Annotated in this window: 18 protein-coding genes and 1 tRNA gene; 13 read left to right on the top strand and 6 right to left on the bottom strand. The window is 71.1% G+C overall.

Features of this window, described 5'->3' with window-relative positions; all coding sequences use genetic code 11:
* Window positions 1–30 precede the first annotated feature (30 nt).
* Window positions 31–1497 (top strand): aminopeptidase P family protein, encoded by a 1467-nt coding sequence (locus AB0412_RS15930; protein WP_366403145.1) that lies wholly within the window; start codon window positions 31–33, stop codon window positions 1495–1497.
* A gap of 17 nt (window positions 1498–1514) precedes the next feature.
* On the opposite strand, the gene AB0412_RS15925 is transcribed toward AB0412_RS15930, so the two are convergent.
* Window positions 1515–1976 carry an ATP-binding protein gene (locus AB0412_RS15925; RefSeq protein ID WP_366403144.1) on the bottom strand — a complete coding sequence of 154 codons (462 nt, stop codon included), beginning with the start codon at window positions 1974–1976 and terminating at the stop codon, window positions 1515–1517.
* 220 nt (window positions 1977–2196) lie between these two features.
* On the opposite strand from AB0412_RS15925, the gene AB0412_RS15920 reads away from it, so the two are divergent.
* From AB0412_RS15920 to AB0412_RS15880, 9 genes are all read left to right on the top strand, one after another.
* Window positions 2197–3018 (top strand): hypothetical protein, encoded by an 822-nt coding sequence (locus AB0412_RS15920; RefSeq protein WP_366403143.1) that lies wholly within the window; start codon window positions 2197–2199, stop codon window positions 3016–3018.
* Window positions 3019–3182: 164 nt separating this feature from the next.
* Entirely contained in the window at window positions 3183–3938 is a 756-nt protein-coding gene (locus AB0412_RS15915) for a YcnI family protein (RefSeq protein ID WP_366403142.1), read from the top strand.
* A 96-nt stretch (window positions 3939–4034) separates the two neighbouring features.
* Window positions 4035–4691: an SCO family protein gene (locus tag AB0412_RS15910; protein ID WP_366403141.1), complete on the top strand. Its 657-nt coding sequence runs from the start codon at window positions 4035–4037 to the stop codon at window positions 4689–4691.
* On the top strand, window positions 4688–5176 hold the full coding sequence (locus tag AB0412_RS15905) for a copper chaperone PCu(A)C (RefSeq protein ID WP_366403140.1): 489 nt from the start codon (window positions 4688–4690) through the stop codon (window positions 5174–5176). The genes AB0412_RS15910 and AB0412_RS15905 overlap by 4 nt, the downstream gene beginning before the upstream one ends.
* Before the next feature lie 14 nt (window positions 5177–5190).
* Window positions 5191–7197, top strand: coding sequence for a copper resistance protein CopC (locus tag AB0412_RS15900; protein WP_366403139.1), 2007 nt, complete (start codon window positions 5191–5193; stop codon window positions 7195–7197).
* 6 nt (window positions 7198–7203) lie between these two features.
* Complete coding sequence (gene efeB / locus AB0412_RS15895; RefSeq protein WP_366403138.1) at window positions 7204–8493, top strand: iron uptake transporter deferrochelatase/peroxidase subunit; 1290 nt, start codon at window positions 7204–7206, stop codon at window positions 8491–8493.
* 69 nt (window positions 8494–8562) lie between these two features.
* Window positions 8563–9495 (top strand): prephenate dehydratase, encoded by a 933-nt coding sequence (gene pheA, locus AB0412_RS15890; RefSeq protein ID WP_366403137.1) that lies wholly within the window; start codon window positions 8563–8565, stop codon window positions 9493–9495.
* A 552-nt stretch (window positions 9496–10047) separates the two neighbouring features.
* Window positions 10048–11325: a serine--tRNA ligase gene (gene serS / locus AB0412_RS15885; protein ID WP_366403136.1), complete on the top strand. Its 1278-nt coding sequence runs from the start codon at window positions 10048–10050 to the stop codon at window positions 11323–11325.
* Window positions 11322–12149 carry an HAD family hydrolase gene (locus AB0412_RS15880; RefSeq protein ID WP_366403135.1) on the top strand — a complete coding sequence of 276 codons (828 nt, stop codon included), beginning with the start codon at window positions 11322–11324 and terminating at the stop codon, window positions 12147–12149. Before serS ends, AB0412_RS15880 begins: the two co-directional genes overlap by 4 nt.
* Window positions 12150–12183: 34 nt before the next feature.
* Here the strand turns inward: AB0412_RS15880 and AB0412_RS15875 are convergent.
* The 5 genes from AB0412_RS15875 to AB0412_RS15855 all read right to left on the bottom strand — a co-directional run bounded on the left by AB0412_RS15875 (window position 12184) and on the right by AB0412_RS15855 (window position 16077).
* Window positions 12184–12268, bottom strand: a tRNA-Ser gene (locus AB0412_RS15875).
* Between the two features lie 298 nt (window positions 12269–12566).
* Window positions 12567–13286: an ABC transporter permease gene (locus AB0412_RS15870; protein ID WP_366403134.1), complete on the bottom strand. Its 720-nt coding sequence runs from the start codon at window positions 13284–13286 to the stop codon at window positions 12567–12569.
* Between the two features lie 10 nt (window positions 13287–13296).
* Window positions 13297–14208 (bottom strand): ABC transporter ATP-binding protein, encoded by a 912-nt coding sequence (locus tag AB0412_RS15865; protein ID WP_366403133.1) that lies wholly within the window; start codon window positions 14206–14208, stop codon window positions 13297–13299.
* A complete protein-coding gene (locus AB0412_RS15860; RefSeq protein ID WP_366403132.1) occupies window positions 14205–15113 on the bottom strand; it encodes an ABC transporter permease in 909 nt (302 codons plus the stop codon). Before AB0412_RS15860 ends, AB0412_RS15865 begins: the two co-directional genes overlap by 4 nt.
* Window positions 15103–16077 (bottom strand): ABC transporter ATP-binding protein, encoded by a 975-nt coding sequence (locus AB0412_RS15855; RefSeq protein WP_366403194.1) that lies wholly within the window; start codon window positions 16075–16077, stop codon window positions 15103–15105. The genes AB0412_RS15860 and AB0412_RS15855 overlap by 11 nt, the downstream gene beginning before the upstream one ends.
* Window positions 16078–16285: 208 nt before the next feature.
* Here AB0412_RS15855 and AB0412_RS15850 point away from each other — a divergent pair, with 208 nt between their 5' ends.
* The 3 genes from AB0412_RS15850 (at window position 16286) to AB0412_RS15840 (ending at window position 19239) form a co-directional block, all read left to right on the top strand.
* Window positions 16286–18049, top strand: coding sequence for an SDR family oxidoreductase (locus AB0412_RS15850; protein WP_366403131.1), 1764 nt, complete (start codon window positions 16286–16288; stop codon window positions 18047–18049).
* A gap of 118 nt (window positions 18050–18167) precedes the next feature.
* Window positions 18168–18716, top strand: coding sequence for an RNA 2'-phosphotransferase (locus AB0412_RS15845; RefSeq protein WP_366403130.1), 549 nt, complete (start codon window positions 18168–18170; stop codon window positions 18714–18716).
* A 64-nt stretch (window positions 18717–18780) separates the two neighbouring features.
* On the top strand, window positions 18781–19239 hold the full coding sequence (locus AB0412_RS15840) for a hypothetical protein (RefSeq protein WP_366403129.1): 459 nt from the start codon (window positions 18781–18783) through the stop codon (window positions 19237–19239).
* Window positions 19240–19254: the final 15 nt, after the last annotated feature.

The raw sequence follows: 19254 nt of genomic DNA, 5'->3' as shown, positions 1-19254 counted from the left end.
GGGGGACGGTCCAGTGCCGTATCGAGGAGGATGACCGTGGCCGACGAGCTCACCCCGGAGACCCCGGAGAACGAGACCGAAGAGCCGATCAAGCAACGCAAGAACGGCCTGTACCCGGGCGTCTCCGACGAGCTGGCCGAGAACATGAAGACCGGCTGGGCCGACACGGAGCTGCGCGACCTGGAGCCGATCCCCCAGGCCGCCGAGACCGCCGCCCGCCGCGCCGCGCTGTCCGCGCGCTTCCCCGGCGAGCGCCTGGTGATCCCCGCGGGCAACCTGAAGACCCGCTCGAACGACACCGAGTACGCCTTCCGCGCGTCGGTCGAGTACGCGTACCTCACCGGCAACCAGACCGAGGACGGCGTCCTCGTCATGGAGCCCACCGCCGACGGCCACGACGCGACGATCTACCTCCTGCCGCGCTCCAACCGCGAGAACGGCGAGTTCTGGCTCGACGGCCAGGGCGAGCTGTGGGTGGGCCGCCGCCACTCCCTCACCGAGGCGGAGAAGCTCTACGGCATCCCCGCGTCCGACGTGCGCGAGCTCGCCGGCGCGCTGCGCGAGGCCACCGGCCCGGTGCGGGTCGTGCGCGGTCACGACGCCGGGATCGAGGCCGCGCTCACCGACAAGGTCACCGCCGAGCGCGACGAGGAGCTGCGCGTCTTCCTCTCCGAGATGCGGCTGGTGAAGGACGCGTTCGAGATCGGCGAGCTGCAGAAGGCGGTCGATTCGACCGTGCGCGGCTTCGAGGACGTCGTGAAGGTCCTCGACAAGGCCGAGGCGACGAGCGAGCGCTACATCGAGGGCACGTTCTTCCTCCGCGCACGCGTGGAGGGCAACGACGTCGGCTACGGCTCCATCTGCGCGGCCGGCCCGCACGCCACCACCCTGCACTGGGTGCGCAACGACGGTCCGGTCCGCTCCGGCGACCTGCTGCTGCTCGACGCGGGTGTCGAGACGCACACGTACTACACGGCCGACGTCACGCGCACGCTGCCGGTCAACGGCCGGTACACCGAGCTGCAGAAGAAGATCTACGACGCCGTCTACGACGCCCAGGAGGCCGGTATCGCGGCCGTGAAGCCGGGCGCGAAGTACCGGGACTTCCACGACGCGGCGCAGCGGGTGCTGGCCGAGCGGCTCGTCGAGTGGGGTCTGGTCGAGGGGCCGGTGGAGCGGGTGCTGGAGCTGGGACTGCAGCGCCGGTGGACGCTGCACGGCACCGGGCACATGCTCGGCATGGACGTCCACGACTGCGCCGCCGCACGGACCGAGACGTACGTCGACGGGACGCTGGAGCCGGGGATGGTGCTCACGGTCGAGCCGGGGCTGTACTTCCAGGCCGACGACCTGACGGTGCCGGAGGAGTACCGGGGCATCGGCGTCCGCATCGAGGACGACATCCTGGTCACGGAGGACGGCAACCGGAACCTGAGCGCTGCGCTGCCTCGGCGGTCGGACGACGTCGAGGCGTGGATGGCTTCGCTGAAGGGCTGAGGTGACGCCGAGCCCCTCTACACCGCGATCAGCGGTGCGTCCTCGCGCCACTTGAGGATCTTGTCGAAGCTCACCACCGCGCCGCCCCGGCCGGGCTTGTTGCCGATGTGGACGTGGTCGGCGAGTTCCTGGATGAGGCACAGGCCGCGCCCGTGCTCCGCGTCGTACGGGGCCGGGCGGGCCGGCCGGGAGCGGACGGCGGCCCCGGCGGGGAAGCCGGGGCCGGCGTCGGCGACCTCGATACGGCACTTCTCGCCGTCCAGATAGGCGGTCACCCGGTATGCCTCCGAGGTGCCGCCGTGTGCGGTGTCCCCGCCGTGCTCGACGGCGTTGGCGCAGGCTTCACTGAGGGCGACGGAGAGGTCGTAGGAGACGTCGGGGTCCACGCCCGCCGTCTCCATCGTGCCGAGCAGCAGGCGCCGGGCGAGCGGCACGCTCGCAGCCTCACGCCGCAGATGGAGTGACCACCAGATGCTCATGCTCCAGCCTCCCGGCCGCGGCTCGACATACCGTTACGTATTGCCCTGCGTGCTCACTTGTAAGCGTGAAGTTGACGTGACGCCGCCCATATGGCGGGTGTGTCGTGGAGCCGATCGGTGTATGTGGGGCGGTCGGTGGCAGAGGTGACCTTCCGGTCGTACCTCATCTTGCGGACCTGCCGTACGGCGGCCGCGGGGCCAGTGCGATGATTGGCCCGCCATGACTGCCCCCCATCCGCGCACGACGCGCACCGGACAAGGGCTCCGGATCCTGCGGGCCGCGGTGTTCGCCGTGGTCTGTGTCGTGCTGGCCGGGGCAGGTCACACGGTCGCCTCCTGCACCACCGTTCCGCTGTGGACGCTGGGTGCCGGATTCCTCGCGACGCTCGTCGTCGCGGCGCCGCTGGCCGGGCGTACGCGCTCGCTGCCGGGCATCGCGGCCCTGCTCGCGGTCGGCCAGACGGTGCTGCACGCGCTGTTCGGGCTGGGGCAGCACGGCGTCGGCGGGGTCACCTCCGCGCGTTCGTCCGGGCTGTCCGGCGCAGCGCTGATCGAGCAGGCCGCGCGGCTTGCGTGCGGGGGCTCCACGGGGGCGATCACCCCCGCGCAGGCGCGGCGGATCCTCACCGAGGCGCGGGTCCTTCCGGCCGCGGACGCCCACGCGGGGCACGCGTCGGGGGACGCCCTGTCCTCGGCGGATTCGTCGGTGTCGCTGTTGCCGTCCCTGCCGATGCTGCTCGTGCACGTGCTCGCGGCCCTCGCCACGGGCTGGCTGCTGCGCCGCGGCGATCTCGCCCTGCTGCGGCTCACCGAACTGTCGGCGCACGGTGTCGCGGAGGGCGCGCTCATGCGGTCCCTGCGCGCGGCGCTCGCGCTGGTGCGCGCTCTGCGGGCGGGGCTCCCCGGCGCACGGGAAGCCGCCCCGCGCACGCCGCGCACCGCTCTGCTCGCGCCGACCGCACCCCGTACCACCGCACTCCAGCACACGGTGATCCGCCGCGGCCCGCCCGTCGGCGGCACCGCACTCGCTCTCGCCGCCTGAGGCGACGCCGTTTCCGGTTTCCGGGAGGGACGCGCCGTTGTGCGGCACGTGCGTGTGCGTCCGGTTCTCCGCGTGCGCCTTGGCCGCCCTCGTACGGGGCGCCGTCCGCGTACGCGTGTCCCTCACCGTCCGTGAAACCACACACGAAGCGGAGTGCTTCTGTCATGAAGGCTTCCCGTATCGCCGCCGCCGGTGCCGTCGCCGGTGTCACCGTCCTCGCCGTGTCCGTCCCCGCCTTCGCGCACGTCAGCGTGCAGCCGGAGGGCGAGGCCGCGAAGGGTTCGTACGCGGTCGTCGACTTCAAGGTCCCCAACGAGCGGGACAACGCCTCGACCACCAAGCTCGAGGTCACCTTCCCCGCCGACCATCCGCTGGCCTCCGTGATGCCGCAGCCGGTCGAGGGCTGGGAGGCCAAGGTCACCAAGTCCAAGCTGGACAAGCCGCTCGAGCTGCACGGCAAGAAGATCGACGAGGTCGTCAGCAAGGTCACCTGGACCGCCGAGGACAAGGGCATCGAGCCGGGCTTCTTCCAGAAGTTCCCGGTGTCCATCGGCACGCTGCCCGAGGACGCCGACGAGCTGGTCTTCAAGGCTCTGCAGACGTACTCCAACAAGGAGGTCGTCCGCTGGATCGAGGTGCCGCAGGAGGGCCAGGAGGAGCCGGAGTACCCGGCGCCCGTCCTCGCCCTGTCCGAGGCCAACGACGACGGCCACCACGGCGCCTCGGACGACGAGGCCGAGAAGACCGAGGACGGCGCCGAGGCCGAGAACGCCTCCGCCAAGACCTCCGCCGCCGGCTCCGAGGAGTCCGGCGACAGCACCGACACCACCGCCCGGGTCCTGGGCGTCGTCGGCATCGTGGTCGGCGCCGCCGGCGTCGCCTACGGCGTCCTCGCCGGCCGTCGGCGCACCACCGCCTGACCCGACCTCCCTTCCGCGGCGCGCACCGGGACCGGCCACGGCCCCGTGTCCTCCTCCCGGTGCGCGCCGGAGCACTCACCTCCGGGACATCTCTTCATGCGCAACAAGACACTCGCGGCGGCGGCCCTGCTCGCCGCCGCCACCCTGACCCTGACCGCCTGCGGCAGCGACGACGGCGAAGGCGGCGACCCCGTCGCCGTGGTCTCCGAGGAGGCCGGCTCGCAGAAGGCGGCCACCGTTCTCGACAAGCCGTTCGAGAAGCCGGACCTCGTCCTGACCGACACGAACGGCAAGGAGTACGACTTCCGCAAGGAGACGGCGGGCAAGCCCACGCTGATCTACTTCGGCTACACGCACTGCCCCGACGTGTGCCCGCTGACGATGAACAACATCGCGGTCGCCAAGAAGCAACTGCCCGAGGACCAGCAGGACAAGCTGCGGATCGTCTTCGTCACCACCGACCCGAAGCGGGACACCTCCGCCGCGCTCGGGAAGTGGCTCAAGGGCATCGACTCGCAGGTCGTCGGCCTGACCGGTGACTTCGCCACCATCCAGGCCGGTGCCCGCACCCTCGGCATCTCGATCGACCCGCCGCGCAAGGACGACAACGGCAAGACGGTCTCCGACCACGGCACGCAGGTGGTCGCGTTCTCGCCGAAGACCGACGGCGGTTACGTCCTCTACGGCGAGGACGCCACCGTCGAGGACTACACCAAGGACCTGCCCAAGATCATCAAGGGTGAGACTCCGTGAGGCGCATCGCGTTGGTGGCCGGAGCCGTCGCGGGCGCGCTGGCTCTGGCGGGCTGCGGCGGTTCGGACTCCGGTTCCGGCTCGGATGCCGCTTCTGCCAAGGCGGCTTCCGGCAAGGCGGAGCTGTCCGTCGGCGGCGCCTACATGCCGCAGCCGGTGTCGGACATGGCGGCCGGGTTCCTCACCATCACCAACAAGGGCGGCACCGACGACCGGCTGACCTCCGTCAGCAGCGACGTCGCCGGTCAGGTCACCGTGCACGAGACCGTCGACGGCGCCATGCGGGAGGTCGAGAGCCTCGACATCCCCGCCCACGGCAGGCTCGTCCTGGCCAGCGGCGGCAACCACCTGATGTTCGAGCAGCTCAAGCGCAGGCCGAAGCAGGGCCAGAAGGTCTCCGTCGAACTGCGCTTCGCCCACTCCGACCCCGTCACGGTCGAGATCCCGGTGAAGCCGGCGACCTACAACCCGAAGCACGGACACTGAGGGAGACGACCCCCGTGACCACCCAGACCATCGCCCCCCGCGTCCGGACCCTGGTGCTGCTGTTCCTGGCCGTCACCGGCGCGCTCCTCACCGGGGCCGCGCCCGCCTCCGCGCACGCCGCGCTGACCGGCAGCGACCCCCGGCAGGGGGCGGTGGTCGACAAGGCCCCCGCCCAGGTCTCGCTCACCTTCTCCGAACCGGTCGCCGTCGGCGACGACGCACTGCGGGTGCTCGACCCCAAGGGGAAGCGGGTCGACCAGGGGGACCCGGCCACCCCGAGCGGGACGACGTACTCCGTGCGGCTGCACAGCGGGCTGCCCGACGGCACGTACACCGTGACCTACCAGGTGGTGTCGGCGGACAGCCACCCGGTCGCCGGTGCCTTCACCTTCTCCATCGGCGCGCCCTCCGAGACCTCCGTCGCGGCCTCCGGGCAGGCGTCGGACGAGGGCCTCGTCGGCCGGCTGTACGGGGCCGGACGGTACGTGTCCTACGCCGGGTTCGTGGTGCTCGTCGGCGGAGCCGCCTTCGTGCTCGCCTGCTGGCGGCGCGGCTCCGGTGTACCGGCGGTCCAGCGGCTGGTCGTCTCCGGGTGGCTGGCGCTGACGTCGGCCACGCTGGCGCTGCTGCTCCTGCGCGGCTCCTACACCGGGTCCGGGAAGGTCGGTGACGTCTTCGACCTGTCGCTGCTCGGCCAGGTGCTGCAGACCAAGACGGGCGCGGCGCTGGTGTCCCGGCTGCTGCTGCTCGCGGCGGCGGCGCTGTTCATCGCGGTGCTGTTCGGGGCCTACGACAAGCGGGAGGACGAGGAGAAGCGGGACCTGACCTTCGGCCTCTCGATCGGGGGCACGGTCGTGGCGGCGGGGCTGGCGGCGAGCTGGGCCATGTCCGAGCACGCCTCCACCGGGCTCCAGCCGGGCATCGCCATGCCGGTCGACGTCGTCCATCTGCTGGCCGTCGCCGCCTGGCTCGGCGGGCTCACCGCCCTGCTCGTCGCGCTCTACCGGGCTCCCGTCGAGACCCCGGTCGACTCGACGGCCGTCCGGCGGTTCTCGCGGCTCGCCTTCGGCAGCGTGATCGCTCTGGTCGTCACCGGCGTGTACCAGAGCTGGCGCCAGCTCGGCTCGTGGTCGGCGTTCACCGACACCCGGTACGGACAGCTGCTGCTGGCGAAGATCGGGCTCGTGGCGGTCCTCGTCGGGATCGCCTACGTCTCACGGACGTGGACGGCACGGCTGGCGGAGACACCGGTCACCGCGGCCGGCCGGGAGTCCAGGGAGCCCGCGGGCGCCGTGTCTGCGGGGAAGAGCAGCGCGGGCACGGGCAGCGCGGGCACGGGCAACGCCGGCAAGGGTAGCGCCGGCAAGGGCAACGAGTCCGCCGGTGAGGCGGCCGGTGGGGACTCCGCCGTGAAGACTTCCGGTGGGGACTCCGCGCGGGCCGCCCAGCTCGCCCGGCAGCGCGCCGCGATGGAGACCGCCCGGCAGAAGCGGCTGCGGGACGCCGACCCGAACCGCTTCGGCCTGCGCCGCTCCGTGCTCGCCGAGGCGGGCGTCGCCGTCGTCCTGCTCGCCGTCACCACCGTGCTGACGCAGACCGAGCCGGGGCGCACCGAGCAGGAGGCCGCGGCGGCCACGTCGTCCTCCGCCTCCTCGTCCGCCGCGTCCGGGCAGGGATCCGGTGCGGTCACCCTGAACATGCCGTTCGACACCGGCGGCCAGGACGGCAAGGGGATCGTCACCATCGACCTGGACCCGGCCCGCGTGGGCAGCAACACCGTGCACGTCTACGTGGAGCGCCCCGACGGCAAGCCCTACGACATCCCCGAGGTGAAGATCGCCTTCACCCTCGAGGCCAAGGACATCGGACCGCTGCCGGTCGTCCCGGACCACATCACCACCGGGCACTGGTCGGCGAGCGGAGTGCAGATCCCCATGGCGGGCGACTGGAAGATCGAGGTGACCGTGCGGACCTCCGACATCGACCAGGTGACCGTCTCCAAGAACGCGAAGATCGGCTGAACCACCATGGCTGACCAGTCCACCCCCCAGGCCCTCACCCCGGACGCACCTCAGGAGACCGCCTCCGCAGCGTCCTCGGGACCCGGCATCTCGCGGCGTCGGCTGCTCGGCACCGCCGGTGCGACGGGGCTTGTGTTCGGTGGGGCGGGCGGTGCCGTGGGATACGCCTCCGCTCCGGCCGGGGCGTCGACCCCGCTGGCCTCGGTGGGCGAGCGCCGGGTGCCGTTCCACGTGAAACATCAGCCCGGGATCACCGAGGGGCTCCAGGCCCGCGGCCATCTCATCGCCTTCGATCTGGCGCCGGGCGCCGGACGCAAGGAGGCCGCCGCCCTGCTGCGCCGCTGGTCGGACACGGCCCGGCGGCTGATGGCCGGGGAGCCGACCGCGCACGCCGACACCGATGTGGCCCGTGACGCCGGCCCCTCCTCGCTGACCCTGACCTTCGGCTTCGGTCACAGCTTCTTCGGCCGCACCGGGCTGGAGAAGCAGCGCCCGGCGGCCCTGGACCCGCTGCCGGACTTCTCCTCCGACCACCTCGACAAGGCACGCAGCAACGGCGACCTGTGGGTGCAGATCGGCGCCGACGACGCCCTGGTGGCGTTCCACGCGCTGCGCGCCGTCCAGAAGGACGCGGGCTCGGCCGCCCGGGTGCGCTGGCAGATGAACGGCTTCAACCGCTCGCCGGGCGCCACCGCCCACCCGATGACCGCCCGCAACCTGATGGGCCAGGTCGACGGCACCCGCAATCCGAAGCCGGCCGACTCCGACTTCGAGCAGCGGATCTTCGTGCCGGAGAACGGTGAGCCCGCGTGGATGGCGAACGGCTCCTACGCGGTCGTACGCCGTATCCGCATGCTCCTCGACGACTGGGAGAAGCTCTCGCTCAAGGAGCAGGAGAGCGTCATCGGGCGCCGCAAGTCCGACGGGGCGCCGCTGTCCGGCGGCACCGAGACGTCCGAGATGGACCTGGAGAAGACGGACGCCCAGGGCAATCTGGTCGTCCCGATCAACGCGCACGCCCGGATCACACGGCCGGACCAGAACGGCGGCGCGGCGATGCTGCGGCGCCCGTTCTCGTACCACGACGGCATCGACGCCGACGGGGTGCCCGACGCGGGTCTGCTGTTCATCTGCTGGCAGGCCGATCCCCTGCGCGGTTTCGTTCCGGTGCAGCGCAAGCTGGACCGGGGCGACGCCCTGACGCCGTTCATCCGGCACGAGGCGAGCGGACTGTTCGCGGTGCCGGGCGGTGCGGCGGAGGGAGAGTACGTGGGGCAGCGCCTGCTGGAGGGCTGAAGGCACCTCTCATCACCCCACGGAGCGCATCCGGGGTCGTCGTCGGCGTGGGCCCATTAGGGTGAGGTCATGCCAGCGAGCTATGCCTATCTCGGCCCCGAAGGCACCTTCACCGAGGTCGCCCTGCGCACGCTTCCCGAGGCGGCCACCCGGGAGCTGATCCCGTACGTGTCCGTCCAGTCCGCGCTGGACGCGGTCCGCGCCGGCGAGGCCGAGGCCGCGTTCGTTCCGATCGAGAACTCCGTCGAGGGCGGCATCACCACCACCCTCGACGAACTGGTCGCCGGCACCCCGCTGATGATCTACCGCGAGGTGCTGCTGTCGATCACCTTCGCGCTGCTCGTGCGGCCCGGCACCAAGCTGTCGGACATCAAGACGGTCACGGCGCATCCGGCGGCCCAGCCGCAGGTCCGGAACTGGCTGAAGGCCAATCTCCCGGACGTCGTCTGGGAGTCGGCGGCCTCGAACGCGGACGGTGCCCGGCTGGTGCAGGAGGGCCGCTACGACGCCGCCTTCGCCGGTGAGTTCGCGGCGGCCCGCTACGGCCTGGAGGCCCTGGAGACCGGGATCCACGACGCGGAGAACGCGCAGACCCGGTTCGTGCTGGTCGGCAGGCCCGCCCGGCCCGCGGCGCCGACCGGCGCCGACAAGACCTCCGTCGTGCTGTGGCAGCGCGACGACCATCCCGGCGGCCTGCGCGATCTGCTGGGCGAGTTCGCCACCCGGGGCATCAACCTGATGCTGCTCCAGTCCCGGCCGACCGGCGCCGGTATCGGCAACTACTGCTTCTGCATCGACGCCGAGGGACATATCTCGGACCGCAGGGTGGCCGAGGCGCTGATGGGGCTCAAGCGGATCTGTCTGCAGGTGCGCTTCCTCGGTTCGTACCCGCGTGCGGACGTGGGCCCGGACGAGGTGCGGCCGGTGCTGCCGGGGACGTCCGACGACGAGTTCGTCTCGGCGGCGGACTGGGTGGCGCGTTGCCAGGACGGCCGGTTCTGACCGGAGGCGTGGTGCGTCCGCGGCCGGTGCTACCTGCTGATTTTCGTTGTCCACAGGAGTTATCCACAGGTCAGCTTCTCGACCTGGGGACAAGTCGACAGCGAAGGCTCATTCAGTCGACAAATCTCTCTACGGGCCATGATCATGTTCATCGCCCCGCACATCACCCTTCGTCCACTCTTTTCCTTTGGTCAACCCTTTGGAGCGAACTCTTTCCACTCGAAAGTGGAGGTAAAGGGAGTTTGTGCAGGGAATCCTCGAGTTCGATCACCGGATTCGGAGTGATCAATTCCGAAGTCCACAGATCTTCCCCACACCCTGTGGATAACTTTTCGGAGGGTGTGGATGCCTGTGGACAACGGGCTCCCAAGTCCCCGCCCGCGCAAGGGATTCCGGTCAACCGGCCATACTCGGACTGACCCGTTCCGGGATGCGCGCCCTTTTCCTTGACCTTGCGGAACACAATGCGCATTTCCCCCATAACGGAACGTAAGCGGCGTGGCCGCGATAGTGAGTCGTGGGTCGTCAGTCCGCACCGGTAGCCTTGAGCGCGTGATTGACCTTCGCCTGCTTCGTGAGGACCCCGACCGTGTGCGCGCTTCGCAGCGCGCCCGTGGAGAGGACGTCGCGCTCGTCGACGCCCTCCTGTCTGCCGACGAACGGCGCAGGTCGTCCGGCGTCCGCTTCGACGAGCTGCGCGCCGAGCAGAAGGCGCTCGGCAAGCTCATCCCCAAAGCGGCCGGCGACGAGAAGGCCGAGCTCCTGAAGAAGGCCGAGCAGCTCAAGGCCGACGTCAAGGCCGCCGACGCCGACCGTGACGCCGCCGCCACCGAGACGCAGGAGCTGCTGCTCAAGCTGAGCAACCTCGTCCACCCCGACGTGCCCGTCGGCGGCGAGGAGGACTTCACCACGCTGGAGACGCACGGCACCATCCGCGACTTCGGTGCCGAGGGCTTCGAGCCCAAGGACCACCTGGAGCTCGGCCAGATCCTCGGCGCCATCGACGTCGAACGCGGCGCCAAGGTCTCCGGCTCGCGTTTCTACTTCCTCACCGGCGTGGGCGCACTGCTGGAGCTCGCGCTCGTGAACGCGGCCATCGCCCAGGCCACCGCGGCCGGCTTCACGCCGATGCTGACCCCGGCGCTGGTCCGCCCCCAGTCCATGGCGGGCACCGGCTTCCTCGGCCAGGCCGCGCAGGACGTCTACCACCTCGACAAGGACGACCTCTACCTGGTCGGCACGTCCGAGGTGCCGCTCGCCGCGTACCACATGGACGAGATCATCGACGCCGACCGGCTGCCGCTGCGCTACGCGGGCTTCTCGCCCTGCTTCCGCCGCGAGGCGGGCTCCCATGGCAAGGACACCCGCGGCATCTTCCGCGTGCACCAGTTCGACAAGGTCGAGATGTTCTCCTACGTCACTCCCGAGGAGTCGCAGGAGGAGCACCGGCGGCTGCTGGAGTGGGAGAAGCAGTGGCTGACCTCGCTGGAGCTGCCGTTCCGCGTGATCGACGTCGCCTCGGGCGACCTGGGGTCCTCGGCCGCCCGCAAGTACGACTGCGAGGCGTGGATCCCCACCCAGGGCAAGTACCGCGAGCTGACCTCGACCTCCGACTGCACCGAGTTCCAGTCGCGCCGCCTGCAGATCCGCGTCCGTGACGGCAAGACCGTACGACCGCTGGCGACGCTGAACGGCACCCTGTGCGCCGTACCGCGCACGATCGTGGCGATCCTGGAGAACCACCAGCAGGCCGACGGCTCCGTGCGCGTGCCTGAGGTGCTGCGTCCCTACCTGGGCGGCCGGGAGATCCTGGAACCGGTCGCCAAGTGAGCCAGGTGAGCCCCGACACCGCCCCGTCGCCCTTCCCTTACCGGCTCGTCGCCACCGACCTCGACGGCACGCTGCTGCGCTCCGACGGGTCGGTGTCGCGGCGCACCCGTGACGCGCTCGCCGCGGCCACCGCGGCGGGCGCCGCGCACATCGTCGTCACCGGCCGCGCGGTCCCCTGGACTCGCCCCATACTCGACGACCTCGGCTATGAGGGCCTCGCCGTCTGCGGCCAGGGCGCCCAGGTGTACGACGCCGGGGCGCACCGCCTGCTGACCTCGGTGACGCTGGACCGGCAGCTCGCCGGGGTGGCCCTGGCCAAGATCGAGGCGGAGGTCGGCCCGCTGTATCTGGCGGCGAGCCGTGACGGCCTGGACGGCGAGGTGCTGGTCGGGCCCGGCTACGAGGTGGTGGGCCGGCTGCCCGCGACGCCGTTCACGGACGCGTCGGACCTGTGGACGGCGCCGCTGAACAAGCTCTACATCCAGCACCCGACCCTGACCGACGACGAGCTGGCGGAGACGGCCACGCGGGTCGCGGGCGGCTTCGTCACCGTCACGATGGCGGGCGAGGGCATCGTCGAGCTGCTGCCGCTGGGGCTGTCCAAGGCGACGGGGCTGTCGCTGGCGGCCCGCCGGCTCGGCATGAAGGCCGCCGAGACGATCGCCTTCGGCGACATGCCCAACGACCTGCCCATGTTCGCCTGGGCGTCCCACGGCGTGGCCATGGCCAACGCCCACGCGGAGTTGCGGGCGGTGGCCGACGAGGTGACGTCCTCCAACGACGAGGACGGCATCGCGGTGGTGCTGGAGCGGTTGCTGGGCTGAGCGGCGCCGGCGTCCTGAAGGCGCCCGCGTATTGCGGAGGATGCACGGATCGAACGTGCGCGGGCTCTCGCCCGACCACGGCTTAGCAAGCCGGTGCCTTACCACTCGGCCAATCCTCCGGGTGGGCGGCCCACGCGATGTGCGACTCGCGTGCTCGAAGCGGCCGCCCCGGGCAGCTCCCCGTGCGGGGCGGACTCGACGGAGCAGTAGGGATTACTCCGGAGTCCGCCGCGGGCTGCCCTGAAGGGAGCTGGACGTACTGCCGTGCATGGACATCGTCCCGCTCCTCTCCCAGAACACGACGCCGGACCTTCCCGGCGATGCGGACAGAACAACTGTGCCCGTCCGGCCACTTGGGCGCCACTGAATAAACAGACGGGGCGCCACCGTGGCCGGCGGCGCCCCGAGGACGTCTGCTCACTCCTCCCCGGCGAGCGTCAGCGTCCGCAGCTTCTGGCCCGCGTACCAGGTGGCCAGCACCGTGACCGCGGCCAGCAGCACCGTCGCGGTCGTCAGGCCCACGTCCGACGTGATCAGATCGCCGCCGGAGACCTTCTGGGCGACGGCCAGCGCCCACTGCTGGACGCTCAGCGTGCGAGCGCCGGGCACCAGGGAGCCGAACAGGGCCTCCCAGACCAGGGCGTAGACCAGCCCGAACACCACGGCGTGCCGGGAGACCGTGCCGAGCAGCAGGAACAGTGCCGCGTACGCGATGGAGGCGACCAGCGCGGCCACGGTGTAGGCGACGGCGATCTGCTGACCGTTGCCGTTGAGGATGAAGCCCGCGATCAGCGTGGGAACCGCCGAGAACACCATCGTCACCGCGATCGCGACGATCAGCTTGGTGTAGATGATCGTGGGCCGCTTGATCGGCTTGGACAGCAGGTACACCACCGAGCCGTCGTCGATCTCGGGACCGATCGCGCCGGTGCCCGCGATGACGCCGATGATCGGCACCATGGTGGCGAGCGCCAGCCCGCCGAGCACGTCGGCCGCGGTCTGGTCGTCGGCGCCGGCGAGGCCGCGCACCGCCAGGGAGATCACGATCAGCAGCAGGGGCAGCGCGCCCAGGATGAGGGCCCGGCGACGGCCGAGCAGGGCCCGGTAGGTGAGCCGGGCGACTGTGGGGTCGTACATCTTCGGCCTCCTACGCCGCGACGAGATACGAGAAGACGGACTCGAGCGACTCGTCCGACGGCGAGACGGTGAACAGCCGGATGCCGTGGTCGCGGGCGACCCTCGGCAGCAGCGCCGTGAAGCGGCCGAAGTCGACGGCCTGGATGAGCAGCGCGCCCTCCGCCTGGTCGACCTCGATGCCGGACGTCGACGGGTCCGCGATCAGCGCCGCGGCCAGGGCGCGGTCGTCGCTGGAGCGCACCAGGTAGCGGTGCGGGCGGTCCGTCATCAGGCGGCGGATCTTGCGGAAGTCACCGCTGGCCGCGTGCCGGCCGGCCACGACGACCTCGATGTGCCAGGCGAGCTGCTCGACCTCCTCGAGGATGTGGGAGGAGAACAGCACCGTGCGGCCCTCGTCGCCCATGCGGCGCAGCAGGTCCATCAGCTGCATGCGCTGGCGCGGGTCCATGCCGTTGAACGGCTCGTCGAGCAGCAGCAGCGACGGCTCGTGGACCAGCGCGGACGCCATCTTCACGCGCTGGCGCATGCCCTTGGAGTACGTGGCGATCTTGCGGTCCTGCGCGTACTCCATCTCGACCGTGGCAAGCGCCTTCTGCGCCGCCTTGGCTCCCAGACCGTGGAGTTCGGCGTTGGCGAGGACGAACTCGCGTCCGGTGAGGAAGTCGTACATCGCCTCGCGCTCGGGGACGATGCCGATGTGCTGGTAGATGGCCTCGTTGCGCCAGACCTGCTGTCCGTCGAGGGTGACGGTGCCGGTGGAGGGGGCGAGGAAGCCGGCCATCATGTTGATGAGGGTGGACTTTCCGGCGCCGTTCGGGCCGAGCAGGCCGGTGACGCCGGGGCCGATGGTCATGGTGATGTCGTTGACGGCGACCACGTTGCCGAACCAGCGGGAGACATGGTCGATGGAGAGCGTGGTCACAGTCCCACCTTCTTGTAGCGGCGCACCAGCAGGCCGTAGCTCGCGGCGATCAGACCGAGGCTGAACAGGACGTAGACGACGCCCTCGGCGTTGCTCGGACCGACCCCGCCCGGGAAGGTGGACGTGGCGCCCAGGAATGCGGACTGGACCCCGTCGATGAGGGTGACCGGCGAGAACAGGCCGAGCCAGGCGATGGAGTCGCCGCTGCCCTGCACGTCCGCGATCGCCTGGAGCGTGGAGACCGCGCCGTAGGAGATGGTCAGGACCGCGATCACGGCCGCGATGCCGAAGCCGCGACGCGGGGTGACGGCCGCGATGACCAGGCCGATGCCGGCGAAGAGCAGCGAGAGCAGTGCCACGGAGGCGAGTCCCTGCGCGAATCCCTTGGTCTGGTCGGTGAAATCGAGTTTGGCGAGCAACGCGCCCACATAGAGCACGAGCAGGGGAGCGGCCGTGAGGATGAACAGGGCCGAGGCCAGCGCGGCGAACTTGGCGCGCACGTAGTCGGCGGTCTCGATGGGCCGCGAGAAGTACAGCGGCACGGTCTTGAAACGCAGGTCGCGCGAGACGGACGTCGGCGCCTGGGAGGCGACGTACAGGCTGATGACGGCCTGCATGATGATCGCGTAGCGCGTGTAGTCGACCGGCAGGTCCTTGGCCTTGGTGGCGACGGCCACGGCCACCATGATGGCGGCCGGCACGCACATCACCACGAACAGCAGCATCGGCAGCACCTTCGACTTCACCGAGCGGCCGAGGCCGTAGGCGCCGCGCAGGGACTGCGAGTACAGCGAGCGGCGGGCGTAGGCGCGGCCGAGGCGGGGCCCGTCGTACGAGCGGTAGCCGATGTTGTGGATACGGGTCTGGTCACCCGTCGGGGCGGGGGTGGGGTTCTCAACCGCCATGGCCGACCGCCTCCTTCCGCTGCTGGTCGTGCTGCTCGTCGCTGTCCTTGAAGACCTCGGCGATGTGGTGCCGGCGCTGCTCCATGCGCACCAGGCCGAGGCCGAGGTCGGCGATCACGTCGCGGACCAGGTCGTACGTCTGATCGCCCTGCGCGGTGAGCAGCAGGATGTGCCCGGCTCCCGGCAGCCCGCTGCCGTCCTCGACGCTCACCCCGCGCGCGTGGAGCGCGTCGCGCACCGCGCGGGTGCCGTCCGGGTGCTCGTCGGTGTCGGTGACCTCGATCGCAAGGGTCGTGGTGGTCTGCGTGAAGTCGGTGGTGGAGCTGGAGCGCAGCAGCTTGCCGCCGTCGATGACGACGACGTGGTCACAGGTGCGCTCGAGTTCGCCGAGCAGATGGGAGGTGACCAGGACCGAGATGCCGAAGTCGGTGTGGATCCGGCGGATCAGGCCCAGCATCTCGTCGCGGCCGACCGGGTCGAGGCCGTTGGTCGGCTCGTCGAGGAAGACCAGCTGCGGGTCGTGCACGAGAGCCTGCGCCAGCTTCACGCGCTGCTTCATGCCGGTGGAGTAGCCGCCGATGGGGCGGTAGCGCTCCTCGTACAGGCCGACGTGGCGCAGCGTGTCCGCGGTGCGTTCCCGCGCTGCGGTGGGCGGCAGCCCCGACATGCGCGCCATGTGGACGACGAACTCGGTGGCCGAGACGTCCGGCGGCAGGCAGTCGTGCTCCGGCATGTAGCCGACCCGCTCGCGGATGGCGGCGCCCTTGGTGGCGACATCGAGTCCGAGCACCTCGGCACGGCCCTCGGTGGCGGGGGAGAGACCCAGAAGGATCTTGATCAGTGTGGACTTGCCGGCTCCATTGGCTCCGACGAGTCCGGTCACACCGGGCCCGACGTCCACGGAGAGCCGGTCAAGCGCGGTCACCCTGGGGAACCGCTTGCTCAGGCTTTCGGTCGCGATCACAGTCACGTCCCTGACGGTAGTGACCCGTACCTCCCCGGTCGTCAGACCGGAGAGCCGTCTTGGGGTCCGTCTGGAGTCGTACGTGCCCGTAGGGGATCCCTCGCTTCCGGAGTTGTCCACAGCCTCCGGACCCACTATTGACGTGATCTCCAACAACTGCGAGATTCGCGGGAGTCACGTTACGGACACGTAGCGGAAGGAGCCGGGCATGGCGGGGACCGGGCTGGAGGGCGCACGCGAGCGCCGGGTGCGGACGGGCGGCGTCGAGTTGTGCGTCGCCGAGCTGGGCGATCCCGGACGGCCGACGGTCGTCCTCGTGCACGGCTATCCCGACAGCAAGGAGGTGTGGTCCGAGGTGGCACCGCGCCTGGCGGAACGCTTCCACGTGGTGGCGTACGACGTCCGGGGCCATGGCCGGTCCACGGCACCACGTCCGCTGCGGGGCGGATTCACCCTGGAGAAGCTCACCGACGACTTCCTGGCCGTCGCCGACACGATCAGCCCGGACCGGCCCGTGCATCTGGTGGGGCATGACTGGGGTTCGGTGCAGGCCTGGGAGTTCGTCACGGTCCGGCGCACCGAGGGACGGATCGCCTCCTTCACCTCCATGTCCGGGCCGTCCCTCGACCACTTCGGCCACTGGATCGACCGCCGGCTGAAGCGGCCGACCCCGCGCCGGGTCGGACAGCTGCTCGGCCAGGGCGCCAAGTCGTGGTACGTCTACGCGCTGCACACGCCGGTGCTGCCGGAGCTGCTCTGGCGCGGCCCGCTCGGGAAGCGCTGGCCGCGCATCCTGGAGCGCGTCGAGAAGGTCCCCGGCGGCGGCTATCCGACCTCGTCCCTGCCGTCCGACGCGGCCCACGGCGCCTGGCTGTACCGGGACAACGTGCGCGCCCGGCTGCGCAGGCCGCGCCCCGACGCCTACGCGCACGCGCCCGTGCAGCTCATCACGCCACTGGACGACGCGTTCCTGTCGGAGCGGCTCTACGACGAACTGGAGCTGTGGGCTCCGCAGCTGACCCGACGCACGCTGCCGGCCAAGCACTGGGTGCCGCGCAGCCGCCCCGACCAGCTGGCGGCGTGGATCGGCGAGTTCGTGACGTCCGTGGAGGGCGGCCGGACGCAGGTGGCCGCCGCGGGCCGGCACGCTGACCGGTTCGGCGGGCAGCTGGTGCTGGTCACCGGGGCCGGCAGCGGCATCGGGCGGGCGACGGCGCTCGCCTTCGCCGAGGCGGGCGCGCGCGTGGTGGCCGTGGACCGGGACCCGGCGTCCGCCTCCCGCACCGCCGAGGACGCCCGCCGGGCCGGTGCGCCCGCGGCCTGGGCGGAGCCGGCGGACGTGTCCGACGAACAGGCCATGGAGAAGCTCGCCGAGCGGGTCACCACGGAGTACGGCGTGGTGGACGTCCTGGTGAACAACGCGGGCATCGGGCTCGGCGGCTCCTTCTTCGAGACCACACCGGAGGACTGGAAGCGGGTCCTCGACGTCAATCTGTGGGGTGTGATCCACGGCTGCCGGCTCTTCGGCCGGCGGATGGCCGAACGCGGGCAGGGCGGCCACATCGTCAACGTGGCCTCGGCGGCGGCGTTCCAGCCGAGCAGGGCGCTGCCCGCGTACAGCACGTCCAAGGCGGCGGTGCTGATGCTCAGCGAGTGCCTGCGCGCGGAGCTCGCCGGTCAGGGCATCGGCGTGACGGCTGTCTGTCCCGGCTTCGTGAACACCGCCATCACCTCCACCGCACGGTTCGCGGGCGTGGACGCCGAGGAGGAACGGCGGCTGCAGAAGCGGGCAGCCCGCCTGTACGGGCTGCGCAACTACCCCCCGGAGAAGGTCGCCGCCGCGATCCTGCGGGCGGTGGTGCGCAACGAGGCGGTGGTGCCGGTGACCCCCGAGGCTCGGGTGGCGCATGCGCTGTCGCGGTGGATGCCGGGGGCGCTGCGCAGGATCGCGCGGGTGAAGCCGCCGGTGTGAGGGCCCACTGTCCACAAGGGGCGCCAAATCCCCTGTGGATAAGCCCACTTGGCTGTGGATCAAACCTCGGAGACTAAATCGATCGCGTGAGACGCGTCTCTCCCGGCAGGCTGAGGAGATGGACGAGAGACGCACCGTGAAGGTGTCCAAGTACATCGCCAGACACCTGCGCCACCAGCCCGAGCGGATCGGGCTCACGCCGGACGACGGCGGCTGGGTGGAGATCGACGCGCTGATCGCCGCAGCGGCTGAGCACGGGTTCAGGTTCACCCGCGAGGAGCTGGACCATGTCGTCGCCGCCAACGACAAGCGGCGCTTCGCGATCGAGGGCACCCGGATCCGCGCCAGTCAGGGGCACAGCATCGAGGTCGACCTCGGGCTGCCGCCGGCCACCCCGCCGCCGTACCTCTACCACGGCACGGTCGCCCGCGCCCTGGAGGCGATCCGCGCGGAGGGCCTGCGGCCCCTGGACCGGCACGACGTGCATCTGTCCGCCGACCGCGAGACGGCCACCCGGGTCGGCGCCCGCCGAGGCCGCCCGGTGGTGCTGTCCGTGGACGCGGGCGCCATGCACCGCGACGGCCATGTCTTCCACGTCAGCGCCAACGGCGTGTGGCTCACCAAGGCGGTGCCGCCTGGCTATCTGCGGTTTCCCGAGGGCGACTGACGCGGGGTGGGGGTTTTCGAAGGCGCTGATGCGGCTGCGGTTTCCCGCTCCGCCCTGTCGCGGCATGATCAGTGGTATGGACCACCTGCCGACCACAGAGGCCGCCGTCACCGCCCTGAGGGCGCTCGCCGAGACCTACGAGCGCGAGATCGAGGTCACCCATGACATCGGCGCCGACCAGACCTCGCGCCGCACGGCAGCAGGCGTCGGCGTCGCCACCGACCCGGACGGTTCCCTCCCCCACGAGGCCTACGTCGAGTTCGGCGGCCTGCCCCGGGTGAGCGTGCGGCTCTACCCCGAGGACGACGCACTGATCGACGTCGAGGGCGTCGAGTGCCCCGACATCCCCCGCGACGACGTGCCGGCCTTCCTTCGCTCCCTCTTCGACGACCTGGCCCACGTCAGGGCGCGGCGCTTCCCGCCCGGCTACTTCCTCGTCGTGCCACTGCCCGGTGACCGGACGCACAAGGAATTCATCCCGATGATCGTCCTGACTCCCTGGCTGAGCGCCCGCGTGCGGTGACCCGTTCCCGTGGGC

It is taken from the genome of Streptomyces sp. NPDC052012, assembly GCF_040689265.1.
Classification (GTDB): domain Bacteria; phylum Actinomycetota; class Actinomycetes; order Streptomycetales; family Streptomycetaceae; genus Streptomyces.
The sequence above is the reverse complement of the archived record's forward strand: the minus strand, read 5'-3'. Positions and strand labels throughout refer to the sequence as shown.

Bases quoted from the DNA above. Each gene is read 5' to 3' on its own strand.
- AB0412_RS15845 (WP_366403130.1), top strand. From the start codon at position 18,168: ATGGACGAGAGACGCACCGTGAAGGTGTCCAAGTACATCGCCAGACAC.
- AB0412_RS15915 (WP_366403142.1), top strand. From the start codon at position 3,183: ATGAAGGCTTCCCGTATCGCCGCCGCCGGTGCCGTCGCCGGTGTCACC.
- AB0412_RS15870 (WP_366403134.1), bottom strand. From the start codon at position 13,286: ATGTACGACCCCACAGTCGCCCGGCTCACCTACCGGGCCCTGCTCGGC.
- AB0412_RS15930 (WP_366403145.1), top strand. From the start codon at position 31: ATGACCGTGGCCGACGAGCTCACCCCGGAGACCCCGGAGAACGAGACC.
- AB0412_RS15925 (WP_366403144.1), bottom strand. From the start codon at position 1,976: ATGAGCATCTGGTGGTCACTCCATCTGCGGCGTGAGGCTGCGAGCGTG.
- AB0412_RS15840 (WP_366403129.1), top strand. From the start codon at position 18,781: ATGATCAGTGGTATGGACCACCTGCCGACCACAGAGGCCGCCGTCACC.
- AB0412_RS15860 (WP_366403132.1), bottom strand. From the start codon at position 15,113: ATGGCGGTTGAGAACCCCACCCCCGCCCCGACGGGTGACCAGACCCGT.
- pheA (WP_366403137.1), top strand. From the start codon at position 8,563: ATGCCAGCGAGCTATGCCTATCTCGGCCCCGAAGGCACCTTCACCGAG.
- AB0412_RS15920 (WP_366403143.1), top strand. From the start codon at position 2,197: ATGACTGCCCCCCATCCGCGCACGACGCGCACCGGACAAGGGCTCCGG.
- efeB (WP_366403138.1), top strand. From the start codon at position 7,204: ATGGCTGACCAGTCCACCCCCCAGGCCCTCACCCCGGACGCACCTCAG.
- AB0412_RS15850 (WP_366403131.1), top strand. From the start codon at position 16,286: ATGGCGGGGACCGGGCTGGAGGGCGCACGCGAGCGCCGGGTGCGGACG.
- AB0412_RS15910 (WP_366403141.1), top strand. From the start codon at position 4,035: ATGCGCAACAAGACACTCGCGGCGGCGGCCCTGCTCGCCGCCGCCACC.